Below are 19395 nucleotides of genomic sequence, written 5' to 3'. Positions count from 1 at the left end.
GACGTGGCGGCGGGGCGCGGCCATGAGGCGGTCATGCTGATCTACAAGATTTTCCGCGCGCCCGAATGGGCCGAACTGGAGCAGGCGGGCCAGACCCGCGGCGCCCCCGTCGATCTCGCCGACGGCTATATCCATTTTTCCACCGCCGCGCAGGCGCGCGAGACGGCGGCAAAGCATTTCGCGGGCGAGGACGGGCTGATCCTCGCCGCGATCGAGGCCGGGGCTCTGGGCGACGACCTGACATGGGAGCCGTCGCGCGGCGGGCAGCTGTTCCCGCATCTTTACAGGCCGCTGCGCCGCGCGGAGGTGCTGTGGTCGAAAGACCTGCCTCTCGTGCAGGGGCGGCACGACTTTCCGGAGGAGATGGCGTGAGCACGCTTGAAAGGATCGGACTCGCGGCGCTGCACCGGATCGACCCCGAAACCGGTCACGGTCTGGCGCTCAAGGCGCTGCGCGCCGGGTTCGGCCCCAAGGGCGGCCCGGTGACGAGCGCGCGGCTGAAGACCCGTCTGGCCGGGATCGACCTGCCCAACCCGGTGGGGCTCGCCGCGGGGTTCGACAAGAACGCGGTCGCGCTCGACGCGCTGGCGCGCACCGGTTTCGGTTTCGTCGAGGTCGGCGCCGCCACGCCGCGCCCGCAGGAGGGCAACCCGCGCCCCCGGCTGTGGCGGCTGGCGGCGGACCGCGCCGCGATCAACCGCTTTGGCTTCAACAACGAGGGCATGGAGCCGATCGCGGCGCGGCTGGCGCGGCGGCCCGCCGGTGTCATCGGGCTCAATCTCGGGGCCAACAAGGACAGCGCCGACCGCGCCGCCGATTTCGCCACCGTGCTGAGCCGCTGCGGCCCGCATCTCGATTTCGCGACCGTCAACGTGTCCTCGCCCAACACAGAGAAACTGCGCGACCTGCAGGGGCGCGCGGCGCTCAGCGCGCTTTTGAACGGCGTCATGGCCGCCAATGCCGGTCTGGCCCGGCCCCTGCCCGTCTTTCTCAAGATCGCGCCGGACCTGTCGGAAGCCGAGATCGAGGACGTGGCGCGGGTGGCCGGGGAAACCGGCCTTTCGGCCATCGTCGCGACCAACACCACGCTGTCGCGCGCGGGGCTGACCGATCCGCAGCGCGACAACATGGGCGGGATGTCGGGCCAGCCGCTGTTCGAACGGTCGACCCGGGTTCTGGCGCGGCTGTCCTCGCTCACCGATCTGCCGCTGATCGGCGTCGGCGGGGTCGGCTCGGCCGAGCAGGCCTATGCCAAGATCCGCGCGGGCGCGAGCGCGGTGCAGCTTTACACCGCGCTGGTCTATGGCGGCGTCAGCCTCGCGGGGGACATCGCGCGCGGGCTCGACGCGCTGCTGGAGCGCGACGGCTTTGCCAGCGTGGCCGAGGCCGTGGGCACGGGCCGGGCCGACTGGCTCTAGGCCGCCGCCCGTTCCAGCGCCGGGTAGCGCGCGGCCAGCGTGGCGCCGCGCGCCACGTAGCTCACCAGCATCGCGGCCCAGAGCCCGTGATTGCCGAAGGTCGCGGTGAGCGGGATCGCGGCGGCAAAATAGATCGCCGCCGAGAGCAGCATCATGTTGCGCATGTCGCGGCTTCGGGTGGCGCCGATGAAGATGCCGTCGAGCATCCACGGGATCAGCCCGAAGATCGGCGTCGCCACCATCCATGGCAGGTAGGCCCGCGCCGCTTCGCGGACTTCGGGCGCGGAGGTCATCAGGTCGATCACCCTCGGCCCGAAAACCCAGAAGCCCAGCGCGAGCGCGAGGCTCACCACCCCGCCATGGATCGAGGACAGGATCGCCGCGCGCCGCAGGCGCATCACCGCCCGCGCCCCCATCGCCTGGCCCACCAGCGCCTCGGCGGCGAAGGCGAAGCCGTCGAGCGCGAAGGCGGTGATGTTGAGGAACTGCAAAAGCACCTGGTTGGCGGCGAGCGGCACGTCGCCGAAGCCCGCGCCCCAGAACAGAAAGCTGATGATGATGGATTGCAGCAGCACCGAGCGGATCAGGATGTCGGTGTTGACCGCCGCCATGTGCCTGAGCCGCGCCGGGTCGAACACCCGCAGCCTGTCGCGCCACGCGGGCGTGGCGAAGGCGTCGCGGCACAGCCAGAGGCCGAGCGCGAGGCCGGACCATTCGGCGAGGAAGGTGGCCACCGCCACCCCCGGCACGCCCCAGCCGAGGCCGAGCACGAACCACAGGTCGAGCGCGATGTTGACGCCGTTCATCCACAGCTGGAGCACCAGCACGGCAGCGGTGCGCTCCTGCGCGATCAGCCAGCCGGTCAGCCCGTAGATCGCGATGGCGGCGGGCGCCGACCAGATGCGGATCGCGAGGTAGTCGCGCGCCAGCCCCTCGACCTCGTCGCTCGCGGGGGCCACGGCGAAGGCGGCGGTGAAGACGAGGCTTTGCAAGGCGATCAGCGCCGCGCCCGCCGCGAAGGCGATCATCAGCGCGCGGCTCAGCAGCGCCGACACCTCGGCCCGGTCGTCCCGGCCCAGCGCCTGCGCCGCGAGCCCGGTCGTGCCCATCCGCAGAAAGCCGAAGATCCAGTAGATGCCCGAGACGATCACCGCGCCGATGCCCACCGCGCCGATCGGCGCCGCCGCCCCCATCTGCCCGACCACGCCGGTGTCGACCGCGCCGAGGATCGGCACGGTGGCGTTCGACAGCACGATCGGCAGCGCGATCTTCAGGACGCGGGTATGGGTCAGCGGGCGGCCCGGCGGCAGGGCGGTGTCAGCCATCCCGCCCCGGCATCAGGAAATGCCCCGTCGCCTGCGCGAAAAGCCGCGAGCGGTTGTCCTGCCATGCCTCGACATGGACGCTCGCATAGCGCCGCCCCGAGCGGTTGATGCGGGCGCGCGCATAGGCGTCGCGCGGCAGGCCCGAGCGCAGGTAATCGACGGTGATGTCGATGGTGCGCGGCCAGTTGGGCCGGGCCTCGGCCTCGGCCTGCGCCTCGGGCGTGCCGGCCTCGATCAGGCTCCACATCCGGCTCCAGGCCAGCTCGACGATGGCGGTGGTTTCCAGAAACGCCGCCGTCGCGCCGCCATGCAGCGCCGGCAGCATCGGGTTGCCGATCAGCCGGTCGGCATAGGGCATCACGGCGGTCAGCTCATCGCCGTGTCGCTCGAAGCGGATGCCGAGAAAGGCGATGTAGGGCACGCCCTCGACGAGTCGCTGCAACGCGGCGTCGCGCCGCGTCTTGATGACCTGGACCGGTTCGGGGCGCGGGCGGTTCATGCGGTGTCGGCCTTTTTCTCGATGGTGAAGGCGCCGGTGGCGGTGGCGACGGGGCGGGCTTCGTCCTCATCCGTGGCGATGGCGCGCACGAAGGCGACAGAGCGGGTCACGTGCCAGCATTCGGCGCGGGCCGTGACCTTCTGGCCCGGCGTCGCGGGGCGCATGTAGTCGATCCGCAGATCGAGCGTCGCGGTGCTCAGCGGGGCGGCGGGATGCGACATCACCGCCGCCCCCGCGCAGGTGTCCATCAGCGCCGAGACGGCGCCGCCATGGATCACTCCCGTCGCCGGGTCGCCCACCAGCTTGGCGTCGTAGGGCATGGTGATCTCGGCATGGCCATCGTGCAGCGCGCGGATGCGCAGCCCGAGCGCCTGCGCATGCGGCAGGGCGTCGATGAATTGCTGGGCACGCGCAAGATCGGTGTCGTGATCGGGATCGGGGTTGAAATCGGAGCTCATGACGTCAGCTTGGCGATCCGGGTGACGCTCGCAAGCGTTATCTGGCAAAGAGAAGGCTTGGGGGTGTGTTGCCGTCACGGCATCCCGGCTCGAAAGTCCGCCTGAAGGAGCGCCAGAAATGTCCGATACCACTCTGAATTTCAAGGAAATGTGCGACCGCTTCGAGGTGACCCCCCGGACCTTGCGCTATTACGAATACATCGAGCTGCTGGCGCCCCGAAAGGAAGGGCGGTCGCGGTTCTACGGCAGCCGCGAGATCGCGCGGATGACGCTGATCCTGCGCGGCCGCCGTTTCGGCTTTTCGCTCGAGGAAATCCGGCAGTTCCTGATGATCTACGAGGTCGAGGGCACCAAGGGGCAGATGGAGGTCTGGGTCGGCATGGCGAACCGGCAGCTCGGCGTGCTCGAAAAGCAGCGCGACGAGCTCGAGGACACGATCCGCGAGCTGCGCAAGCTGCGCGACGAATCCGTCGCATCTTTGGGGTGAAGTTCCCCCCGGTCGGGCAACCCGCGGTCGTGTTGCCAAATTTGACCAAGAGAACAAAGTTTCTCCGAAAGCCCCACATTTTTCTTGACCTTTCGTCATTCGATCTCTGACGTGGCGTCATATTTACGTTCGCGTCACCTTTGCTTGTATGGTCTCTTCAGAGCCTTCAGGTGGATCGTCTGACCGGACACCGAGGGTTAAAAATATGACCGACCAGACCATGACCATCCGCCAGATGTGCGACAGCTTCGATGTGACGCCCCGCACATTACGCTTCTACGAGGCAAAGGAGCTTTTGTTTCCCATTCGTGAAGGCACGAAGCGGCTTTTCACCCGGCGCGACCGGGCCCGGCTCAAGCTGATTTTGCGCGGCAAGCGCTTTGGCTTCAGCCTCGAGGAAATCCGCCAGCTGCTCGATCTCTACGAGACCGACGACCAGCAGGAGGTGCAGCTTGCGCGCACCTACGAGGTGGCCGAACGGCATCTCAAGGAGATGCAGGAGCAGCGCGCCGCGCTGGACGAAGCGATCCGGGAGCTCGAAGCGCAGATGAATTGGGGTGCGGAGCGGCTGAACCAGCTGCGCGCACGGGCGAAGGCGGCCTGACCGCCCTCTCCTTTCGACTGGTCGAGATGACATGGCGCGGTCCGGGCGGGGGAGCCCGGGCCGCGTGTATCGGACCAGACCGGGCCAGCCATGCCCGCCGGAGGAGACCAAGGGAATGCCAAGCTACACCGCGCCGATCCGTGACATGCAGTTCGTCCTGCACGAGGTGCTCGACATCTCGGGCCAGGACATTCCGGGATATGCGGATCTCGACGCCGATTTCACGGCCGCGATCCTCGAGGAGGCGGGCAAGCTCTCCTCGGGGGTGCTGGCGCCGCTGAACCTGTCGGGCGACCGCGAGGGCTGCCGCCTCGACAACGGCGTGGTGCGCACGCCCGAAGGCTTCAAGGCCGCCTTCGACCAGATCCGCGACGGCGGCTGGACCGCCATCGACGTCGCCGAGGAGTTCGGCGGACAGGGCCTGCCTTACCTCATGCACACCGCCGCCAACGAGCCGATGGTGTCGGCCAACATGGCGCTGAACATGTATCAGGGCCTGACCCACGGCGCCTATACGGCGATCAACATCCACGGCACCGACGACCAGAAATCGCGCTGGCTGCCCAAGCTTGGGTCCTGCGAATGGACCGGCACGATGAACCTGACCGAGCCGCATTGCGGCACGGATCTCGGCCTGATGCGCACCAAGGCGGTGCCGCAGGAGGACGGGAGCTACCGGATCTCGGGGCAGAAGATCTTCATCTCGGCGGGTGAGCACGACATGGCCGAGAACATCGTCCACCTCGTGCTGGCCAAGATCCCCGGCGGCCCCGAGGGCATCAAGGGCGTGTCGCTGTTCATCGTGCCGAAGTTCCTCGTGAACGAAAACGGCAGCTTGGGCGCGCGCAACGGCGTCGCCTGCGGCAATCTCGAAGAGAAGATGGGCATCCACGGCAACGCCACCTGCGTCATGAACTACGACGAGGCGGAGGGCTATCTCTTGGGCGAGGCGCACAAGGGCATGCGCGCCATGTTCACCATGATGAACGAGGCCCGTCTCGGCGTCGGCCTGCAGGGCTGGGCGCAGTCCGAAGCCGCCTACCAGAACGCGCTGGCCTATGCGAAGGACCGGCTGCAGGGCCGCGCCGTGACCGGCGCCAAGAACCCCGAGGGCGCGGCCGATCCGCTGATCGTGCACCCCGACATCCGCCGCAGCCTGATGGACCAGAAATCCTTCAACGAGGCGGCGCGCGCCTTCACCTATTGGGGCGCCTCGCTGATCGACCGCAGCCACAAGACCGGCGACGCGGAGGCCGAGGCGACGATCTCGCTGCTCACCCCGATCATCAAGGGGTTCCTGACCGACAAGGGCTTCGAGATGTGCGTGCAGGCCCAGCAGGTGTTCGGCGGGCATGGCTACATCGAGGAATGGGGCATGTCGCAATTCGTGCGCGATGCCCGGATCGCGATGATCTACGAAGGCGCCAACGGCGTGCAGGCGCTCGATCTGGTGGGCCGCAAGCTCGCCGCGCAGGGCGGCAGGCCGATGATGACGCTGATCGAGGAGATCAAGGTGTTCTGCAAGCAGAACGCCGGTGACGAGGCGTTCGCGCGCGACTTCATCGAGCCGCTGAAATCCGCCTCCAAGGACATGCAGCAGGCGGCGATGTTCTTCATGCAAAGCGGCATGAAGGATCCCGACGCCGCGCTGTCGGGCAGCACCGATTTCATGCACCTGATGGGGCATGTCTGCCTGGGCTGGACCTGGGCCAGGATGGCCAGGGCGGCGCAGGCGGGCCTTGCGGCGGGCACGGGCGACCGCGCCTTCTACGAGACCAAGCTTTCGACGGGGCGCTATTACATGGCGCGCCAGCTTCCGGCGACGAAGATGCATCTCGCCCGGATCGAGAGCGGCGCCGCGCCGGTGATGGCGCTGGAGGCCGACGCTTTCTGATGGACGAAGGCCGTGTCCGGGGCGAGGCTCGCCCCGGACATGACCGGAGGACGAGATGCCCAAGCGCCTGAGACTGACCCGCAGATTTCCCGTCGCGATGAGCGAGGACGGCTATCGCCGCCTCAAACGCTTTGCGCGCGAGGCCGGGCTCGACGAGGGCGAGGCGCTGTCCTTTCTGTTCGAGAATTTCGACAGCGTGCTCGACGAGGAGAGGTTCGGCCACAGGCTGCGGCTGTTCAACGCCGAGCTGGAGGCGCGCAAGCGGTAGGACGGCCACGGGGAGGGCCGATGGAGGAACTGCGTATTTTTAGAATGGTGAAAGGGCCGGCGATCCACCCGGACCGGACGAGGATCGCTTCGCGCGACGCACGGTCCGGGTTTCACCACTCGCGGTCATCGGCTCGCCAGCCTGTACCGCGAGGCCGAGGATGCAGCGCAAAGATTGACGGGGTGTTAAGCCCGGCGCCTGCATTTCACCATTCTCCAAATACGCAAACGCCCGGTGTCCGCCGGGTGCCACGAGACAGGGAGGCGCAATGATCCGGCTGCATTGCTTTGGCGAAAGCGGCAACGCCTACAAGGCGGCGCTGCCGCTCGAATTGTCGGGGCTCGACTGGGAACCGGTGAAGGTCGACTTCTTCGCCGGTGCCGCGCGCAGCGACGCGTTCCGCGCGCTCAACATCATGGGCGAGGTGCCGGTGCTGGAGACCGGCGACGGGCTGCGGCTGAGCCAGTCGGGCGCGATCCAGGACTGGATCACCGAGAAGACCGGGCGCTTTGGCGGCGGGACCGACCGCGCCTTGCAGCGCGAGGTGCTGCGCTGGGTGCTGTGGGACAACCACAAGCTTTCGGGACAGGCGGGATCCTTGCGCTTCCTGATGCATTTCCTGCCGCCCGAAAAGCGGCCAGAGCAGGTTATCAAGTGGCTGCATGGCCGCCTGAAGCCCGCCTACGAGACGCTGGAGCGCGGGCTCGCGGGCCGCGACTGGCTGGTGGGCGACGGCCCGACCCATGCCGATTTTTCCTGCTGCGGTTACCTGTTCTACCCCGAGCCTTTCGGCTTCGACCGCGCCGCGCACCCCAACACCGACCGCTGGCTCGACCGCATCGCGGCCCTGCCCGGCTGGAAACACCCCTATGACCTGATGCCCGGCTCGCCCGCCGACCGGGCGGACAAAGACGCGCCCGCCGATGGGGCGCAAAAGGAGACGACATGACCGACGCCTTCATCTACGACGCGATCCGCACGCCGCGCGGCAAGGGCCGCAAGGACGGGTCGCTGCACGAGGTCACGAGCCTGAAGCTCTCTGCGGGCGTGCTCGACGCGCTGGCGGAGCGCAACGGCATCGAGGGCCACGTGATCGAGGACGTGATCTGGGGCAACGCCACGCAGGTCGGCGAACAGGGCGGCTGTCTCGCCCGCTCGGCCGTGCTGGCCTCGGATCTCGACGAGCGCATTCCGGGCCTGTCGATCAACCGCTTTTGCGCCAGCGGCATGGAGGCGGTGAACCTTGCCGCCAATCAGGTCCGCGCCGGGGCGGGCCGCGCCTATATCGCGGGCGGGGTCGAGGCGATGAGCCGCGTGCCCATGGGATCGGACGGGGCGGCCATCGCGGTCGATCCGTCGATCGCGATGAAGACCTATTTCGTGCCGCAGGGCATCTCGGCCGACATCATCGCGACCCAGTACGGCATTTCGCGCGAGGCGGCCGACGCCTTTGCCGTCGAAAGCCAGCGCCGCGCCAAGGCGGCATGGGATGCGGGCCATTTCGCGAAATCGGTGGTGCCGGTGCGCGATGCCAACGGGCTGACCATCCTCGACCATGACGAATACATGCGGCCGGGCACCGACATGCAGGCGCTCGGCGCGCTCGATCCCAGCTTCAAGGCGATGGGCGAGGTCATGCCCGGCTTCGACAAGGTCGCGCTGATGAAATACCCGCATCTGGAGCGGATCAACCACGTCCACCACGCCGGGAATTCGTCGGGCATCGTCGATGGCGCCGCGGGCATCCTGATCGGCGATGCCGCGTTCGGAAAGGCGCATGGGCTCACGCCGCGCGCGCGCATCCGCGCCACCGCCAAGATCGGCACCGACCCGACCATCATGCTCACCGGCCCGGTGCCGGTGACCGAGAAGATCCTCGCCGACAGCGGCATGGCGATCTCGGACATCGACCTGTTCGAGGTCAACGAGGCCTTCTCGGCGGTGGCGCTGCGGTTCCAGCAGGCCTTCGACATCGACCCGGCCCGGCTCAACCCCAATGGCGGCGCCATCGCGATGGGCCATCCGCTGGGCGCGACCGGCGCGATCATCATCGGCATCCTGCTCGACGAGCTGGAGCGCAGCGGCCGGTCGACCGGTCTCGCCACGCTCTGCGTCGCCTCGGGCATGGGCGCGGCCACGATCATCGAGCGGGTTTGAGACATGCCGTCATGCGCCCCCGGCGCCTCTTGCGGGGGGCGCCGTCAGATGGACTTTGCCTCGCGGCGGATTACCCTTTGCCGGACGCCTCAATCGATCGCTTCGGAGGGCCGTTGCCATGTCCCGCCTGATGTCGGAGTTCATAGAACGCCACGCGCGCCTGTTCCGCGAGGGACGGATCGAGGAGATGCTCGACGATTGCGACTACCCTCTGGCGGTGCAGGGGGCGGACGGGCTGAAGGTGCTGGCCACCCGCGACACCTACCGCGAATGGCTGCAGGGCTGGCAGCGCGACCTGGGCACCCGCGAGCTGCACGAGGAGACCTTGCGCATTCACACGCTGGAGCTGCCGCGCGCCGGCAAGTTCCGGGTCTGGATCGAGCGCAGCTTCGAAAATCCCGGCTGCGACCGGGTCGACCTGGCGGTGATCTATTACTGCCGCCTCGACACGCCGCGGCCGGTGATCGAGATGATCGAGTTCGGCGCGGCGCCGGACCCGAACGACTGACGCGGCCCCTCCGCCGCCATTCTTCCAAACATTTCGCGAACAGGAGGTCGTCATGACCGATTTCACCATTGCGCGCGACGCCGAGGGCGTGGCCGTCATCACCTGGGACGTGCCCGACCGCTCGATGAACGTCATGTCGATGCAGGGCTTCGAGGAACTCGACGCGCTGATCGATGAGGCGCTCGCCGACGAGGCCGTCAAGGGCATCGTCATCACCTCGGCCAAGAAGGATTTCGCCGGGGGCATGGATCTCGGCGTGATCGCGGGGATGAAGCAGGCGGGCGGCGACGAGCCCGCGAAGGCGGTGTTCGACGGCGTGATGCGGATGCATGGCGTGCTGCGCAAGATCGAGCGCGCCGGTCTCGACCCCAAGACCAACAAGGGCGGCAAGCCGATCGCCGCCGCCCTGCCCGGCACGGCGCTGGGCATCGGGCTGGAGATCCCGCTGGCCTGCCACCGGATCTTCGTGGCCGACAACCCCAAGGCCAAGATCGGCCTGCCCGAGATCATGGTCGGCATCTTTCCGGGCGCGGGCGGCACCACCCGGCTGGTGCGCAAGCTCGGCGCGATGGGGGCGAGCCCGCTGCTGCTCGAAGGCAAGATGAACGACCCCAGGAAGGCCAAGGCGCTCGGCGTCATCGACGAGGTGGTCGAGGATCCGCTGGCCGCCGCCAAGGCCTGGGTGCTCGGGGCCAAGGACGCCGACCTGGTGAAGCCGTGGGACGCCAAGGGCTACAAAATGCCCGGCGGCGCGCCCTATCACCCGGCGGGCTTCATGACCTTCGTCGGTGCCTCCGCGATGGTGCATGGCAAGACGCAGGGCGTCTACCCGGCGGCCAAGGCGCTCCTCTCGGCGGTCTACGAGGGCGCTCTGGTGCCGTTCGACACCGCGCTCAAGATCGAGGCGCGCTGGTTCACGCGGGTGCTGATGGACCCCTCCTCCACCGCGATGATCCGCTCGCTCTTTCTCAACAAGGAGGCGCTTGAGAAGGGCGCGAACCGGCCCGAGGCGCCCGACCAGAGCGTGAGGAAGGTCGGCATTCTCGGCGCGGGCATGATGGGCGCGGGCATCGCCTATGTCTCGGCCAATGCCGGGATCGAGGTGGTGCTGATCGACCGCGAACAGGCCGCCGCCGACAAGGGCAAATCCTATTCCGAGGCGTTGCTCGACAAGGGCATCAAGCGCAAGAAGGTGAGCCCTGAGAAGAAGGACGAGGTGCTGGGCCGGATCAACGCCACCACCGAGATCGAGGCGCTCAAGGGCTGCGACCTGATTGTCGAGGCGGTGTTCGAGGATGTCGGCGTCAAGGCCGAGATGACCAGGCGCGTCGAGGCGGTGATCGGCGAGGACGCGATCTTTGCCACCAACACCTCGACCCTGCCGATCACCGAGCTGGCCAAGGCCAGCGCGCGCCCCGAGCGGTTCATCGGCATCCACTTCTTCTCGCCCGTCGACAAGATGATGCTGGTGGAGATCATCAAGGGCGAAAAGACCGGCGACGTCGCGGTAGCCAAGGCGCTCGACTTCACCCGGCAGATCCGCAAGACGCCGATCGTCGTCAACGACGCGCGGTTCTTCTACGCTAACCGCTGCATCATCCCCTATATCAACGAAGGCATCCGCATGGTGGCCGAGGGGGTCGAACCGGCGCTGATCGAGAACGCGGCGCGCCTTGTCGGCATGCCGCTGGGGCCGCTGCAGCTCGTCGACGAGACCTCGATCGATCTGGGCGTGAAGATCGCCAAGGCGACCAAATCCGCGATGGGCGACGCCTACCCGGACGGGGCGGTGGACGAGGTGCTGTTCTGGATGGCCGATCAGGGCCGGATGGGGCGCAAGTCGGCCTCGGGCTTTTACGCCTATGACGACAAGGGCCAGCGCACGGGGTTGTGGGACGGGCTGTCGGAACGCTTTGCCGTGGCCGAGGACCAGCCCGACCTCGTGGAGGTGCAGCAGCGGCTCATCTTCGCGCAGGTGCTCGAGGCGGTGCGCGCCTTCGAGGACGGGGTGCTGACCGACATCCGCGAGGGCGACGTGGCGGCGATCCTCGGCTGGGGCTTCGCGCCGTGGTCGGGCGGGCCGTTCTCGTGGCTCGACATGATCGGCGCGGGCTTTGCCGCCGAGCGCTGCGACGCGCTGACCGAGGCGCACGGGCCGCGCTTTGCCTGCCCCGAGCTCCTGCGCGAGATGGCGGCGCAGGGCGCGTCCTTCTACGACCGCTTTGGCGACGGGCGCGCCGCCGCGGCCTGAGGCCCACCGGCAGGCGGCGGCCCGGCGCCGCCGCCTGCCCCGCTGTCCCGGGCGGGATGCGAATCCCGGCGCCCGGGCCACGCAGGCCCCTGTTCCTCTACGATTCACCCGGCTATGGTCGCCCTGAACGACCCGGCGCAGCGACGGGCCGCGAAAGGACCGATGACCGCACTGAAGGAATTCTCCCGGCTCGAGACGCTCGGCAGCTGGCGCGCCGCGCCCGACGCCGAACCGCGTGGCGTCACGGTCTCCTTCGGCGAGGCGACGCTGGTGCTGTCGGATGACAGCGGGTTGCCGGTGACGCATTGGTCGCTGCCGGCGCTGCACCGGCTCAATCCCGGCAAGAGCCCGGCGCTTTACGCCCCCGATGCCGAGGCCAGCGAAACGCTGGAGATCGATGACGACATCATGGTCGGCGCGCTCGAAAAAGTGCGCCACGCCGTGGCCGCCCGCCAGCCGCGCCCCGGACGGCTGCGGCAGGGCGCGATCTGGGGCGGCACGGCGCTGGCGCTCGGCCTCGCGGCGTTCTGGCTGCCCGGCGCGCTGATGCAGCAGACGCTGAGCGTGGTGCCGCAGGGCAAGCGATCCGAATTCGGCGCGACGCTCTTGGGCATGGTGCAGGAGATCACCGGCCCGACCTGCCGCGATCCTCTGGGCAGCGAGGCGCTGGGCCGGATGCGCGACCGGCTTCTGGGGCGCGGCGGCGGCCAGATCGTGGTGGTGCCCGAGGGGCTTGCCGGGCCGCTCTATCTGCCCGGCGGCATCATCGTGCTGCCCGAAGCGGTGCTGACGGAAACCGAGGATCCGGCGGTGGCGGCGGGCCATGTCCTTGCCACCGCGGCGAGCCGGGAGACCATAGATCCGCTCGACGCGCTGCTGCGCGAGGCGGGGTTCGGCACGGTGCTGCGGCTGCTGACCACGGGCGACATCGCGACCGAAAAGCTGCAGGCGCAGGCGCGGCACCTGGTCGACACCCCCGCCCCGCGCGCCGATGACGCGCAGCTGCTCGACCGCTTTGCCGCCGCCGGGGTGCCGATCGGCCCGTGGGCCAAGGCCACGGCCGCCGACGACCCGGATTCGGCGGTGCTGGTCGCGGCGGAACCGGCCAGCGCCGCCGGGCCGGTGCTGTCGGATGGCGACTGGGTCAGCCTTCAGGGCATCTGCCGGGGCTGAGCCCCGGCGCCGGTTCCGGTTCTATCTGCGGGCATAGGCGTCGGCGTATCCCGCCGCGCGCACCGCCCCCAAGGCCCGGCCAAGCGTTCCCGCATCCGCGAACGGGCCGGTCGCGATGACCCGCAATTCGGTCCCGTCCCGATTGAGGCGGCCCTTCGCCACGGGCAGGCCGAGCGCGCGCAGCCGTGCGGCGGCGCGATCCGCATTGGCCGCGACGGCAAAGGCGCCGAGCTGCACGAAACGGCCCTGCGTGGCCGCGGGGGTATTGGCGGGCGTGGAGCGGGTCGAGACGCGCCCCACCAGCGCCTCGGGCACCGTGACCGGCGCCGCCTCCACCGGGGCGCGCAGCTGACCGGCATCGGGGCGCTCGACGATGCGCACGCCGCGATGGCGGTTCAGGCGGCCATCCTCCCAGGCGCTGCGATAGCCGGGGGGCGGTGCGACCGGGTCGGGCAGCGGCACGGCCCCGGCGGCGCGGCGCAGACCGGCCTGCGGGTCGAGAAACCGCATCGCCCCCGCCACGCCGGTCGGCTGCGGCGCGAGACGGGCCGCGTTGCCGAGCCCGGAGGGCGACTGCGCCTGCGGCCCGCAGCGGCGCGGACGGCTGGCGGGCCCGAGAAGGGCAAAGCCCGATTCCGGCCCGAGATCACAGGCGGTGATGCTGGCGCTCGCCACGCGCGGCGCCGCGGCCTGCCCCGCCATGGCGGGGGCCATCGGCGCGGCGGGCGGCGCGGGCAGACGCGTCGCGGCCAGCCGGGTGCCGGGCCGGGGCGCGGTGGCGTCCTGCGGCCCGCAGCTCACCGGTGCGCCGCTGTCTTGCAGCACGTAGCGCCGCCCGGTCGCGGCCATGTCGGCGCAGACGGCGGCCAGCGTCACCGCGCCGCGCAGCGGCGCCCCGGGCCGGGGCGCGGCGGCCGCGCGGGTGTCGCCGCAGATGATGGTCTCGCCGGTGCGGCTGCTGACATAGCCCGGCTGCGGCCCCTCGCGCCCTTCGCAGAACGCGGCCCGGGTGAGCACCGGCGGCGCGGGGCGCACGGCGGCGGGCGCGGGCGTGACGATCCGGGGCGAAGCGGGGGCGGGCCGGGGCGAAGCGGGCGCGGCCTCGGCGCGGCGGGTGGGCGCGGGCTTGGCCGCCGGGGGGCGGGCCTCGGCCGGTTCGGCTGCGGGCGCGGGCGCCTCCGCAACGGCGGCGACGCCGCTTGGCTGGAACCCGCAAAGCGGTTCGCGGTCGCGGCTCATGCGCGGGATCCAGTTGGTCATGCCGCCGATGCCGGCGCGGATGAAAGCGCAGCCCTTGCTGTCGACATACTGGTTGGCGGCGTAGCTTTCGGGCGGGAATTCCGCCGGAAGCCGGTCCTGCGCCATGGCCGGTCCGGCCACGGCCAACGCCGCCGCCGACACGGCGAGTATCGTCCTGAACATGCTGCGCCCTGCCCTCGGGATGTTTTTCCGAAACCATGGCGCAGCCCCGCTGCGCTGTAAAGCTGGCGCTACTTGGTTCCGAAGATCCTGTCACCCGCATCCCCCAGTCCGGGGACGATGTAGCCGTGATCGTCGAGCCGCTCGTCGAGCGCCGCCGTCACGATCGGCACATCCGGGTGCGCCTCCTTCATCCGGGCGACGCCTTCGGGCGCGGCCAGAAGGCACAGGAAGATGATGTCCTTGGCGCCGTTCTTCTTGAGCATGTCGATCGCCGCGACCGAGGAGTTGCCGGTGGCCAGCATCGGGTCGACCGCGATGGTCAGCCGCTCGTCGAGCCCGCCGGGCACCTTGAAGTAATACTCCACCGGCTTGAGCGTTTCGGGATCGCGGTAGAGGCCGACGAAACCGACGCGGGCCGAGGGCACCAGTTCGAGGATGCCGTCGAGCAGGCCGTTGCCCGCGCGCAGGATCGAGATCAGCGCCAGCTTCTTGCCCTCGATCACCGGGGCCTGCATCGGCTGCATCGGCGTGTCGATGGTGGTCATGGTGACCGGCAGGTCGCGCGTCACCTCATAGGCCAGAAGCAGGCTGATCTCGCGCAACAGCCGCCGGAAGCTCGCGGTGGAGGCGTCGGATTTGCGCATCAGGGTGAGCTTATGCTGCACCAAGGGGTGCGTCACGACGGTCAAATGGGTGTCTGTGTGGCTCATGCCGCCTCCAGTTTCTTCAGGATCTGTGCGCGTGTGTCCTCGTCGCAGAAAGCGGCCCCGGCGGCAACATCGTTGGCGCGGCGCAGCCGCTCTTCCTCCCAGCCGAAATGCCGCTCCAGCATGTCGTATTCATGGCTCATGGAGGTGCCGAACCATGGCGGGTCGTCGGTCGAGACCGTCACGCGCACGCCGCGATCGCGCAGGATCTCGATCGGGTGGGATTTCCAATCCCTGACCGCGCCGAGCACGAGGTTCGAGACCGGGCAGACCTCGAGCGTCACGCCCTTTTCGATCAGGTGGTCGCACAGCGCATGATCGCCCACCGCGTTGATGCCGTGGCCGATGCGGCTGCAGCCCAGAAGATCGACGGTCTCGCGCACCATGTCCGGCCCGCCCCATTCGCCCGCATGCGCGGTCAGCCCCAGCCCCGCCTCGCGCGCGCAGTCGAAAGCCCAGCCGAAATCGCCGGGGCGGTGCATCATCTCGTCGCCCGCAAGGCCGAAGCCGGTGACGAAGCCGCCCGCCGTCTCGGCGGCGCAGCGGGCGATGGGTTTCGCGGCCTCGGGGCCGAGATGGCGCAGGCAGGTGACGATGCCGCGCGCGGTGATGCCGAGGTCGCGCTCGGCCGTTTCGGCGGCATCGGCCATCGCGTCGACGTAATCGCGCCACGCCGAAAGATCGCCGCCGCCGCAGAAATCGGGCGACAGGAACAGCTCGGTATGGACCACGCCCTGCCCGGCGCTCTGCTCCAGCACGGCGGCCATCAGGCGGCGGTAATCCTCGGGGCCGCGCAGCACCGTGCAGGCCGCGTCATAGGCCTTCAGGAACCAGTCGAAATCGCCGCGGACATAGCCGCCGCGATCATCGAAGATGCGCGAGATGTCGATCGACTTCTCGCGCGCGAGCCCCTTGATGAAGGCGGGCGGCGCCGCGCCTTCGAGATGCAGGTGCAGCTCCACCTTGGGGAGCGCGCGCCAGCTCATGGCGCGGCGTCCGGGTCGGGGGCCGGGATGCCCAGATGCCGGGCGGCCAGCGCGCCGACATCGACGAAGCCCATCAGCCCGAGCTCCTGCGCCCCGATCCCGTGGCACAGCACCGGCACCCGCTCGCGCGTGTGGTCGGTGCCGGTGAAGGTCGGGTCGTTGCCGTGATCGGCGGTGACGATCACGAGATCGCCCTCGCGCAGCCGCGGCAGGATGCGGCCCAGCGCGGCGTCGAACCATTCGAGCTGGCGCGCATAGCCCGACACGTCGCGGCGATGGCCGAAATTGGTGTCGAACTCGACGAAGTTGGCGAAGACCAGCGCGCCGTCGGCGGCCTCGTCCACCAGATCCGACAGGTGGTCCATCAGCTTGGCGTCCGGTCCCTTGCGCAGGTCGGTGATGCCGCGCATCGAGAAGATGTCGCCGATCTTGCCCACCGCGTGCACGTCGCGCCCCGCCGCCCTGGCGCTGTCCAGGAGCGTGCGTCCGGGGGCGGCGATGGCGAAATCGCGGCGGTTGGCGGTGCGGGTGAAACCGGTCGCCTCGTCGCCCAGGAAGGGCCGCGCGATGACCCGGCCCACCTTCATGTCGTGCAGCATCGGCGCCACGGCGCGACACATGTCCAAAAGCCGGTCGAGACCGAAGCTCTCTTCATGCGCGGCGATCTGCAACACGCTGTCGACCGAGGTATAGCAGATCGGCCAGCCGGTCTGGAGGTGTTCGGGCCCCTCCTCCTCGATCACCGCGGTGCCCGAGGCGTGGCGATTGCCGAGAATGCCGTCGGTGCCCGCCGCCTGCATCAGCGCGCGGGTCACCTCGGTCGGGAAGGCGGGGGTTTCCTTGGGGAAATAGTGCCATTCCCACGGCACCGGCACGCCGGCGAGTTCCCAGTGGCCCGAGGGCGTGTCCTTGCCCATCGATACCTCGGTCGCGGCCCCCCATGCGCCGGTCGGTTCGCCCCCGAGATGCGGCGCATCGAACCCGGAGGCCAGCGCGATCGCGCGCCCCAGACCCATCGCGTCGAGCGTGGGCAGGGCCAGCGGCCCCGAACGCCCCTGCTCCGCCTTTCCGGCGGCGCAGGCCTCGGCGATATGGCCGATGGTGTTGGCGCCGGTGTCGGGCACATCGCCGTTGAAGAACTTGTCGGCATCGGGCGCGCCGCCGATCCCGGCGCTGTCCATCACCAGCAGGAATACGCGCGTCATGGGTCCACCCTTCCTCTCACCAGATCATTGAGCCGCGGCGCATCGCCGATCGTCATGGCGCCGCGCAGCGCGGCCTCGGCGGCGTCGGCATCCGTGTCGGTCGCGGCATGAATGCGGGCCAGCGGGTCGCCGGGGGCGATCCTTGCCCCGAGCCGCGCCACATCCGACAGGCCGACCGCCGGGTCGATCCGGTCGGATTCGACCTTTCGCCCGCCGCCGAGCGCGACCACGGCATGGCCCAGCGCCTCGCCGTCGATGGCGGCGAGATGGCCGGATTCGGTCGCCGTCACCTCGCGCACCACCGGGGCCTGTGGCAGATGCGCGCGCCAGTTCTGTGCCATGTCGGCGGGGCCGCCGAGATCATGCAGCATCGCCGCGAAACGCTCCATGGCGCGGCCCGAGGCGATGGCCTCGGCGATCTTCTCCTCGCCCTCACCCTCGGCGCCGCCCGCGAGCGCCATCAGCCGCCCGCCAAGCGCCACGGTCAGGTCGTGCAGCCGCGGCGCGGCGAGCCGGTCGCCCGAAAGCACGGCCATGATCACCGCCATCTCGGTCGCGTTGCCCAAGGCGGGGGCGAGCGGCTGGTCCATGTCGGTCAGGAAGGCCGCGGTCGGACAGCCCGCGCCATTGGCCGTCGCCACCAGCGCCTGCGCCAGTTCGCGCGCCTCGGCTTCAGATTTCATGAAGGCGCCGGAGCCGACCTTCACGTCGAGCACGAGACCTTCGAGCCCGGCGGCGAGCTTCTTGGACAGGATCGAGGCGGTGATGAGATCGACGTGATCGACCGTGCCGGTCACGTCGCGCACGGCATAGAGCCGCTTGTCGGCGGGGGCGATGCGGCCCGTCGCACCGACGATGGCGCAGCCCGTCTGCCGGGTGATCTCGCGCAGCTTCGCTTCGTCAACTTGGGTCGACAGCCCCGGCACCGCCTCGAGCTTGTCGAGCGTGCCGCCGGTATGGCCCAGGCCCCGGCCCGAGATCATCGGCACATAGACGCCGCAGGCGGCGAGCGCGGGCGCGAGCAAAAGCGACACCGGATCGCCCACCCCGCCGGTCGAATGCTTGTCGAGCACCGGCCCCGGCAGGTCCCATGACAGCCGGTCGCCGCTGTCGCGCATGCCGGTGGTCAGCGCGACCCGCCCTGCCTCACCGAGTCCGTTGAGACAGACGGCCATGGCAAAGGCCCCGGCCTGCGCGTCCGAGACGGTGCCATCGGCGAGGCCGCGCGCGAAGGCGGCGATGTCGTCGGGGGCGAGCGTCTCGCCCCGGCGCAGCGCGGCGATCAGGCGGCGCGCATCCATCAGGCGCGCTCCATCTGGCTCTGGTCGAAGGCGCCGGGCAGCAGCGCGCCGAGCGTGGTCTCGGTGGTGGTGCCGTCGGTGGTCGCCAGCGTGATCTTCACGTCGCCGCGGCCGAACTCGGCCAGCTTCTGGCGGCAGCCGCCGCAGGGCGAGACCGGCACCGGGCTGTCGGCGATCACCGCGACCTCGGCGATTTCGGCGTCTCCGGCGGCGCACATCGCGGCGATGGCCCCGGCTTCGGCGCAGGTGCCTTCGGGATAGGCCACGTTCTCGACATTGACGCCGAGATAGACGCTGCCCGAGACGGCCCGGATCGCGGCGCCGACCTTGAAGTTGGAATAGGGAGCATAGGCGTTTTCGCGCACGCGGCGCGCATCGTCGACCAGCGACATGGGGATCCTCCTCCGGGCGGTTTGCCGGAAACTGTGTCGCGCGGCCCCTTTTGATGCAAGCCCACCCTCGCGGAACCTCGCCCCGCATGGAGGGGTTTGGCCCTTGCGGCCCAACCCCGGAGGATGAGCGATGATCGAGCCGACCAAATCCGTGCTGCCCGAGACCGAGGCCCGCACGCCAGACGATCCCGACGCGCCGATGAATCCGAAACAGGCGGTGCTGCTGCGCGACCTGTGCGACAAGACCGGCGCGGAATTCGACGCCTCGCTGACCGAGGCGCAGGCGGATGAGCGGATCCGCGCGTTGCAGGACGAGCGCGACGCGCGATAGGTCTTTCGC

Annotated in this window: 21 protein-coding genes; 12 read left to right on the top strand and 9 right to left on the bottom strand. The window is 69.7% G+C overall.

Annotated features, from left to right (window positions below; translation table 11 throughout):
* Positions 1 to 33 precede the first annotated feature (33 nt).
* Entirely contained in the window at positions 34 to 372 is a 339-nt protein-coding gene (locus LOKHON_RS05425) for a DUF952 domain-containing protein (RefSeq protein ID WP_026147446.1), read from the top strand.
* The gene (locus LOKHON_RS05420; RefSeq protein WP_017928243.1) at positions 369 to 1418 is read left to right on the top strand and encodes a quinone-dependent dihydroorotate dehydrogenase; all 1050 of its coding nucleotides are present in this window, start codon (positions 369 to 371) and stop codon (positions 1416 to 1418) included. The genes LOKHON_RS05425 and LOKHON_RS05420 overlap by 4 nt, the downstream gene beginning before the upstream one ends.
* Here LOKHON_RS05420 and LOKHON_RS05415 read toward each other — a convergent pair.
* Genes LOKHON_RS05415 through LOKHON_RS05405 form a run of 3 tightly spaced genes read right to left on the bottom strand, consistent with a single transcriptional unit; the run spans position 1415 to position 3700 of the window.
* Complete coding sequence (locus LOKHON_RS05415) at positions 1415 to 2743, bottom strand: MATE family efflux transporter (RefSeq protein ID WP_017928242.1); 1329 nt, start codon at positions 2741 to 2743, stop codon at positions 1415 to 1417. The genes LOKHON_RS05420 and LOKHON_RS05415 overlap by 4 nt on opposite strands.
* A complete protein-coding gene (locus LOKHON_RS05410) occupies positions 2736 to 3242 on the bottom strand; it encodes a PaaI family thioesterase (RefSeq protein WP_017928241.1) in 507 nt (168 codons plus the stop codon). Before LOKHON_RS05410 ends, LOKHON_RS05415 begins: the two co-directional genes overlap by 8 nt.
* Positions 3239 to 3700 carry a PaaI family thioesterase gene (locus LOKHON_RS05405; RefSeq protein WP_017928240.1) on the bottom strand — a complete coding sequence of 154 codons (462 nt, stop codon included), beginning with the start codon at positions 3698 to 3700 and terminating at the stop codon, positions 3239 to 3241. The genes LOKHON_RS05410 and LOKHON_RS05405 overlap by 4 nt, the downstream gene beginning before the upstream one ends.
* Before the next feature lie 118 nt (positions 3701 to 3818).
* Between LOKHON_RS05405 and LOKHON_RS05400 the strand changes: the two genes are divergently transcribed.
* The 9 genes from LOKHON_RS05400 (at position 3819) to LOKHON_RS05360 (ending at position 13042) form a co-directional block, all read left to right on the top strand.
* Entirely contained in the window at positions 3819 to 4187 is a 369-nt protein-coding gene (locus tag LOKHON_RS05400) for a MerR family transcriptional regulator (RefSeq protein WP_017928239.1), read from the top strand.
* A gap of 205 nt (positions 4188 to 4392) precedes the next feature.
* The gene (locus tag LOKHON_RS05395) at positions 4393 to 4791 is read left to right on the top strand and encodes a MerR family transcriptional regulator (RefSeq protein ID WP_017928238.1); all 399 of its coding nucleotides are present in this window, start codon (positions 4393 to 4395) and stop codon (positions 4789 to 4791) included.
* A 115-nt stretch (positions 4792 to 4906) separates the two neighbouring features.
* Positions 4907 to 6685, top strand: coding sequence for an acyl-CoA dehydrogenase C-terminal domain-containing protein (locus LOKHON_RS05390; RefSeq protein ID WP_017928237.1), 1779 nt, complete (start codon positions 4907 to 4909; stop codon positions 6683 to 6685).
* A 55-nt stretch (positions 6686 to 6740) separates the two neighbouring features.
* On the top strand, positions 6741 to 6953 hold the full coding sequence (locus tag LOKHON_RS05385; protein WP_017928236.1) for a hypothetical protein: 213 nt from the start codon (positions 6741 to 6743) through the stop codon (positions 6951 to 6953).
* A gap of 268 nt (positions 6954 to 7221) precedes the next feature.
* Entirely contained in the window at positions 7222 to 7902 is a 681-nt protein-coding gene (locus tag LOKHON_RS05380; RefSeq protein ID WP_017928235.1) for a glutathione S-transferase family protein, read from the top strand.
* Entirely contained in the window at positions 7899 to 9110 is a 1212-nt protein-coding gene (locus LOKHON_RS05375) for an acetyl-CoA C-acetyltransferase (protein ID WP_017928234.1), read from the top strand. The genes LOKHON_RS05380 and LOKHON_RS05375 overlap by 4 nt, the downstream gene beginning before the upstream one ends.
* A 118-nt stretch (positions 9111 to 9228) precedes the next feature.
* The gene (locus tag LOKHON_RS05370; RefSeq protein ID WP_017928233.1) at positions 9229 to 9618 is read left to right on the top strand and encodes a hypothetical protein; all 390 of its coding nucleotides are present in this window, start codon (positions 9229 to 9231) and stop codon (positions 9616 to 9618) included.
* A 52-nt stretch (positions 9619 to 9670) separates the two neighbouring features.
* A complete protein-coding gene (locus tag LOKHON_RS05365) occupies positions 9671 to 11869 on the top strand; it encodes a 3-hydroxyacyl-CoA dehydrogenase NAD-binding domain-containing protein (RefSeq protein WP_017928232.1) in 2199 nt (732 codons plus the stop codon).
* Between the two features lie 162 nt (positions 11870 to 12031).
* Positions 12032 to 13042 (top strand): hypothetical protein, encoded by a 1011-nt coding sequence (locus tag LOKHON_RS05360; protein ID WP_017928231.1) that lies wholly within the window; start codon positions 12032 to 12034, stop codon positions 13040 to 13042.
* Between the two features lie 21 nt (positions 13043 to 13063).
* Here LOKHON_RS05360 and LOKHON_RS05355 read toward each other — a convergent pair whose 3' ends face one another.
* From LOKHON_RS05355 to LOKHON_RS05330, 6 genes are all read right to left on the bottom strand, one after another.
* Positions 13064 to 14464, bottom strand: a complete 1401-nt coding sequence (locus LOKHON_RS05355) for an SPOR domain-containing protein (RefSeq protein ID WP_162561758.1) — start codon at positions 14462 to 14464, stop codon at positions 13064 to 13066.
* A gap of 68 nt (positions 14465 to 14532) precedes the next feature.
* On the bottom strand, positions 14533 to 15174 hold the full coding sequence (upp, locus tag LOKHON_RS05350; protein ID WP_017928229.1) for a uracil phosphoribosyltransferase: 642 nt from the start codon (positions 15172 to 15174) through the stop codon (positions 14533 to 14535).
* Positions 15171 to 16157 (bottom strand): adenosine deaminase, encoded by a 987-nt coding sequence (locus tag LOKHON_RS05345; RefSeq protein ID WP_017928228.1) that lies wholly within the window; start codon positions 16155 to 16157, stop codon positions 15171 to 15173. Before LOKHON_RS05345 ends, upp begins: the two co-directional genes overlap by 4 nt.
* Positions 16154 to 17362: a phosphopentomutase gene (locus LOKHON_RS05340; RefSeq protein ID WP_017928227.1), complete on the bottom strand. Its 1209-nt coding sequence runs from the start codon at positions 17360 to 17362 to the stop codon at positions 16154 to 16156. The genes LOKHON_RS05345 and LOKHON_RS05340 overlap by 4 nt, the downstream gene beginning before the upstream one ends.
* Positions 17359 to 18663 carry a thymidine phosphorylase gene (locus tag LOKHON_RS05335; RefSeq protein ID WP_017928226.1) on the bottom strand — a complete coding sequence of 435 codons (1305 nt, stop codon included), beginning with the start codon at positions 18661 to 18663 and terminating at the stop codon, positions 17359 to 17361. The genes LOKHON_RS05340 and LOKHON_RS05335 overlap by 4 nt, the downstream gene beginning before the upstream one ends.
* Positions 18663 to 19055 carry a cytidine deaminase gene (locus tag LOKHON_RS05330; RefSeq protein WP_017928225.1) on the bottom strand — a complete coding sequence of 131 codons (393 nt, stop codon included), beginning with the start codon at positions 19053 to 19055 and terminating at the stop codon, positions 18663 to 18665. Before LOKHON_RS05330 ends, LOKHON_RS05335 begins: the two co-directional genes overlap by 1 nt.
* A 130-nt stretch (positions 19056 to 19185) precedes the next feature.
* Here LOKHON_RS05330 and LOKHON_RS05325 point away from each other — a divergent pair, with 130 nt between their 5' ends.
* Positions 19186 to 19386 (top strand): DUF3072 domain-containing protein, encoded by a 201-nt coding sequence (locus LOKHON_RS05325; RefSeq protein ID WP_017928224.1) that lies wholly within the window; start codon positions 19186 to 19188, stop codon positions 19384 to 19386.
* Positions 19387 to 19395: the final 9 nt, after the last annotated feature.

Origin of the sequence: Limimaricola hongkongensis DSM 17492 (assembly GCF_000600975.2) — a bacterium.
Lineage (GTDB): Bacteria > Pseudomonadota > Alphaproteobacteria > Rhodobacterales > Rhodobacteraceae > Limimaricola > Limimaricola hongkongensis.
Note: the sequence above shows the minus strand (reverse complement) of the source record. Positions and strands in the feature narration are given on the sequence as shown.